General features: G+C 46.0%; 4 protein-coding genes. 2 read left to right on the forward strand and 2 right to left on the reverse strand.

Annotated elements, in window-relative coordinates:
• The first annotated feature begins 191 nt into the window (after positions 1–191).
• Both RMO35_RS22465 and RMO35_RS22470 read left to right on the forward strand, forming a co-directional pair.
• Positions 192–3,692, forward strand: a complete 3,501-nt coding sequence (locus tag RMO35_RS22465) for a tetratricopeptide repeat protein (protein WP_309744501.1) — start codon at positions 192–194, stop codon at positions 3,690–3,692.
• 211 nt (positions 3,693–3,903) lie between these two features.
• On the forward strand, positions 3,904–4,446 hold the full coding sequence (locus RMO35_RS22470) for a gamma carbonic anhydrase family protein (protein ID WP_309744502.1): 543 nt from the start codon (positions 3,904–3,906) through the stop codon (positions 4,444–4,446).
• Between the two features lie 42 nt (positions 4,447–4,488).
• Here the strand turns inward: RMO35_RS22470 and RMO35_RS22475 are convergent, their stop codons facing one another.
• The gene (locus tag RMO35_RS22475; protein WP_309744505.1) at positions 4,489–4,791 is read right to left on the reverse strand and encodes a DUF2288 domain-containing protein; all 303 of its coding nucleotides are present in this window, start codon (positions 4,789–4,791) and stop codon (positions 4,489–4,491) included.
• A 63-nt stretch (positions 4,792–4,854) separates the two neighbouring features.
• Positions 4,855–5,493, reverse strand: a complete 639-nt coding sequence (locus RMO35_RS22480; protein WP_309744507.1) for a lysophospholipid acyltransferase family protein — start codon at positions 5,491–5,493, stop codon at positions 4,855–4,857.
• Positions 5,494–5,522: the final 29 nt, after the last annotated feature.

Here is a 5,522-nt window from a genome sequence, read left to right on the forward strand (position 1 = left end):
GGCAAATCATACCTTAAATCAGCAACGCCCTTTTATTAATAGCAGCACGATTAGAAGAGCTAGTCACGCCAGCAGTACTAGTACAAGAGAAGTATGGATATTTGTCACTGGATTGTCGATGTAGTTTTACGACCCGCATTAAACATCGCAACCCGCCCAAAATAGAAAATATTACATCTTCCTCCACACCAATGAGACCGACGCTTGCCATCCTACTTTCTACCCTCCTATTCGTACCCCCAGCCTGGAGCTTAGAGCGCGTCGATACCTCAGATGGTAGCATTGCCCAAATTGCCGATTCCGAACCCCTCAGTCCCCAAGCAGTCCGCCAAACTGCCCAACGAATCACCGTGCGGATTACTGCCAATAACAGCGGCGGCTCTGGGGTACTCATCGCCAAAAAAGGCAACTCCTATCTCATCCTCACCAATGCCCACGTCACCAGGCGCGGCAGCAAATTTGAGATTCAAACCCCAGACGGACAAAAACACACCGCCAAGCCCATCGATGGCGGCTTCGATGCCAAATACGATCTCGCACTATTAGAATTTACCAGTCAGAAACAGTACACACTTGCCAACTTATCCACCACCTCACCCCTCGACGCCGAGCGCACCATCTACAGTGCCGGATTTCCCTTCGACTCCAGAGAAATCCGCATCACCAGCGGACAAGTCTCCCAACTTTCGGATATTCCCTTCGATAATGGCACCCAAATCGGCTACACCACAAGTAAAGGCGAAAAAGGTCTACGTCAAGGAATGAGCGGCGGCGCGATCCTTGATGTGCGGGGGGTATTGTTAGGCATCAATACCATTGGTTCCGCTCCGATTTTACCTAACTATACTTACAGCGATGGGAGTAAACCTTTAGCTAAACTCGCGGCAAAATATCGCTCGGCTAATTGGGGCGTACCTGTCTATAATTTCCTGATTAAAGTGAAGCCAGACATCCTTTATCGTTATAAATTTAATGGCTTAGCAGTCGGACAAATTCAGCCCCAAGCCAACCCGACTGGCTACATGGCAAAGCTCAACGATCTCGCCCGCAAACAGACAGTCAGAATCGAAAATAGTGGCGGTAATGGTTCGGGGGTAATTATTGCTAGAGAGGGGAATAGTTATTATGTCGTCACAGCTAAACACGTACTAGAAAATGAGGAAACTCAACAAAGACGTACTAATAATCGACTCATCACCTACGACCAAGATACCCACAATCTTACCAGCACGGTACTAGCAACAGGTGTCGATCTGGCGATCGTCAAATTCACCAGCACTAACATCTACCCCATTGCTCAACTCAGTGAAATTAGCCCCAATAACAAAGAAATTGTCCTAGCAGGTGGCTTCCCAGGGCGAGATAAAATTAATAGCCCTCTGTGGCAATGGCAACTCAATCCCGGAAATATTTTCGAGCGAGAGATAGGGAAATTTGAAACTCAAGATCGAAAATCTTTTAGTAATGGTTATGACCTTATCTACACCAGTATCAGTTATGGCGGGATGAGCGGTGGGGGTGTCTTCGATACTGCTGGTAGAGTTATCGGCATTCATGGTCGAGCCGAACAGACTGAGGGTGTAATGCTAGGCAAGAGTCAAGGCATATCGATCCAAACCTTAATTGGTTTAGCACCACGACTCCAACTCAATCCTAAATTACTCAAGCTCGCCAAAAATCCCGCCCCAGCCTTAACCACCCGCGATCTCCAAACCATTTATATGGTGGTAAATTTAGCCCCGCCCACGTCTGAAGACAGTGGCGAACGCTGGCTCACTTATGGAAATCAACTCTACCGGATTGGGCAACTAGAGAAATCTGTAACTGCCTTCGATATGGCAATCGATCGGGGTCAGATCCTAACTGGTAATTATGGTAAAGCCCTATCACTAAGGTTTTTAGTAAAACCTGACCTAGCTAGTGTGGCGATCGCCAAAGCAATCGCAGCAGTCCCCACCTCAAAACGTGCCAATTACTACTATTTCTGGAAGCATCAAAGTGGGATTTTTATACTTCAACAACAGTATGGCAAGGCATTAGTATCGATCGACACAGCGATTAAACTAGAACCGCAAGATCGAACATTGCTATATGACAAAGCCCTGATTTTAGTTCTACAAAAACAGCACGCAGCCGCGATTAAAGTTTATGACGACTTGATTGGCGATCGAGAAGACAGCTATGCTTATGAGGGTCGGGGTATCGCTAAATTAAGTGGCAAAGATTATCAGGGAGCAATTGCGGATTTAGATCGAGCAATTAAAATTAATCCGAACCTGTCTAATGCTTATAATGGCCGAGGTAGTGCTAAATTGGCTGTAGGAGATAATCAGGGCGCGATCGCTGATTTCGATCGGGTGATTAAAATTAATCCCAATTATGCTGAGACTTATGTTAGCCGAGGCACGGCTAAATTAAATCAAGGCGAAAAGAAGGAAGCGATCGCTGATTTGGATCGAGCGATTCAAATTAATCCGAACTCGGCTGATGCTTACATGCACCGAGGTACAGCTAAATCGGATCTAGGAGATAATAAGGGCGCGAATGCTGATTACGATCGGGCAGTTAAAATTAATCCCAACTATGATGCGGCTTATTTTTTCCGAGGTACGGCTAAATTGAATCAAGGCGAAAAAAAAGGCGCGATCGCTGATTTCGATCGAGCAATTACAATTAATCCTAACTATGCTGAGGTTTACATTTTTCGAGGTACAGTTAAATCAGATCTAGGAGATAAAAAGGGAGCGATCGCTGATTTCGATCGAGCGATTCAAATTAATCCCAATTATGCTGAGGCTTACGGTAGCCGAGGTTTAACTAAATTAGCTTGGGGAGATAAACAGGGCGCGATCGCGGATTTAAGTAAGGGTGCTGAGTTATCTCGCCAACAAGGGCGGATGGATTCATATCAACGGACGATGAAGCTAATTGCTCAGTTGAAGGGAGAGGGAACGATTGCCGATCGCGATCGGGCGATTAAAATTAATCCGAACGATGCTATAGCTTACGTTGAGAAGGGTCTAGCTAAATATAATCAGGGAGATAAACAGGGAGCGATCGCTGATTTCAATCGAGCAATTAAAATTAATCCAAACTTGTCTGATGCTTATAGTAGCCGAGGTGCAGTTAAATCGGCTCTAGGCGATAAACAGGGAGCGATCGCCGATTACGATCGGGCGATTAAAATTACTCCCAAAGATGCTGCTGCTTACATTAGCCAAGCTGCTGCTTATATTGGCAGAGGTGGAATTAAAGTGGATTTAGGAGATAAGCAGGGAGCGATCGCGGATTTAGACAAAGCGGCTGAGTTACTTCGTCAGCAGGGGCAGATGGATTCTTATCAGGAGGTAATGGGAATGATTGCTCAGTTAAAGGGACAGGGAGCAATTACCGAGCGGGATCGGGCGATTAAAATTAATCCCAACGATGCTATCGCTTACATCGAGCAGGGTCAAGCTAAATTGGAGCGAGGAGATAAAAAAGGCGCGATTGCTGATTTCGATCGGGCGATTAAAATTAATCCGAACTTGGCTGCTGCTTACATTGGCCGAGGCACAGTTAAATTGGATCTAGCAGATCGACAGGGAGCGCTCGCCGATCTGAGCAAGGGGGCTGATTTATTTCGCCAGCAGGGGCAGATGGATTATTATCAGCAGGTGATGGATACGATCGCTCAGTTGAAGGGACGTTAGGGGATGGAGAATTGAGAAGTTTAGCTTAGAATGATGGGCGATCGAATTCGATCGAAGATTAAAAGTATGTGTCAATTGACTTGATGATGGGACTCGGAGGGTTAGGGTGGGGTAAAGATCTACGCCTCAGCTATTTCGAGATCTAAAACGAGCTGCTAAAATTTGCACTCGATCGAGTAAAATTGAGCCTGTAGTCGCCATTGACGCACTAATGACTCTATTCCCCGATCGACTAGATTTACCCACCTTCTGGGCACCTGTAGACATCTCTCAGGCGGCATTTGTCGCGAAGAGTGCGGTGGTGATGGGAAATGTCTCGATCGCATCGGGAGTGAGTATCTGGTATGGTGCGGTAGTCCGGGGTGATGTCGAACGGATTGAAATTGGCAAAAGTACCAATATCCAGGATGGGGCGATCTTGCATGGCGACCCCGGACAACCGACAATATTAGAGAGCTATGTCACCGTCGGACATCGCGCCGTGATTCATTCTGCCTATATCGAAACAGGCTGTTTGATTGGCATTGGGGCGATCGTGCTAGATGGTGTGCGCGTGGGAACTGGTAGTATTATTGGTGCGGGTTGCGTGGTGACAAAGGATGTCCCGTCGCGATCGTTAATGGTTGGCGTACCAGCAAAATGCCTCAGATCGGTAGATGATGCTGAAGCTCAAGGTTTAATCGTTCATGCCCAAAAATACGCACGATTAGCTTTAGTACATGCTGGTAAGGGTGAAGATTTAGGTTTTTGTTAGTGCCGAATTCACCAGAATTTACCAACTTGCTAATTACTAAAATTAGACTAGTTCGTTCGCTAATTCTTTAACTAAAACATAAGGTTGAATAATCATCGCTTGAAATTTTTGATGGGGATTTGTATTCCAGCGATTGAGAATTTCTGGTGATGGTTTGACTAGCAGTTGTTCGCCGATCCAATGTTGCACTGATTGAGTATTATCGCTAGCAATCGCCACGCCGACATCTAATATATCTAGTTCGGGAACGACTAAAATTACGGCGTCTTTTTGAATATGGGGTTTGAGCCATTCTAGCTCAGCTTCATCAACAAGTTCGGTTAATTGTGCGCGGAGATTTTCCATATGTGCGAAGAGGATAAAGGATAGAAGGTAAGTAATTATTAATTATTAATTATTAATTATTAATTATCTCCCCAGATCGTGCAACTCATTAATTTTAGTCGTACAGATTGCCGTAACGCGATCGAGTTCCGATCTTTTAGTATCGGTTGGTGGCGGAATTAACTCGCCAATTCTCACGGTTACGGGAGTAGCTTGGGGGAATTTTTTGCCTTTTTGTTCGATCGCGTGCGTCCCCCACAAACAGACGGGTAGCAGCGGTACTTGAGCCTTAGCTGCAATCAAAGCCGCGCCGGGCTTGGGATCGACTACCTTACCATCGATCGTCCGCGTACCAGAAAGAAAAATTCCCGCCGCCCAACCATCCTCTAAAAAAGCTAACGCCGCTCGAATTGTCGCTCGATCTACGGCACCGCGTTTAACTGGATACGCGCCATATAATTTAATCGCATTTTTCAATATTGGTATATCAAACAGTTCTTCTTTAGCCATATAGGCGACAGGTCGCAATACCGCAGCCGACAATAATGGCGGATCGAAATTACTGCCATGATTGCTAACTAATACAAATCCGCCCGATCTGGGTACATGCTCCGTGCCGACCACTTTCCCCCGCAGATATAAGTAAAAGAAGGGACTGATAAATGGTTGCTTGAAAGCATGATAAAAGGCGAGGTTAATTAGTGGTTCGCGGGATCTGGACATGGAGGGGATGGGAGATGGGAGAGGGGAGA

This window comes from Chamaesiphon sp. OTE_20_metabat_361 (assembly GCF_031364565.1).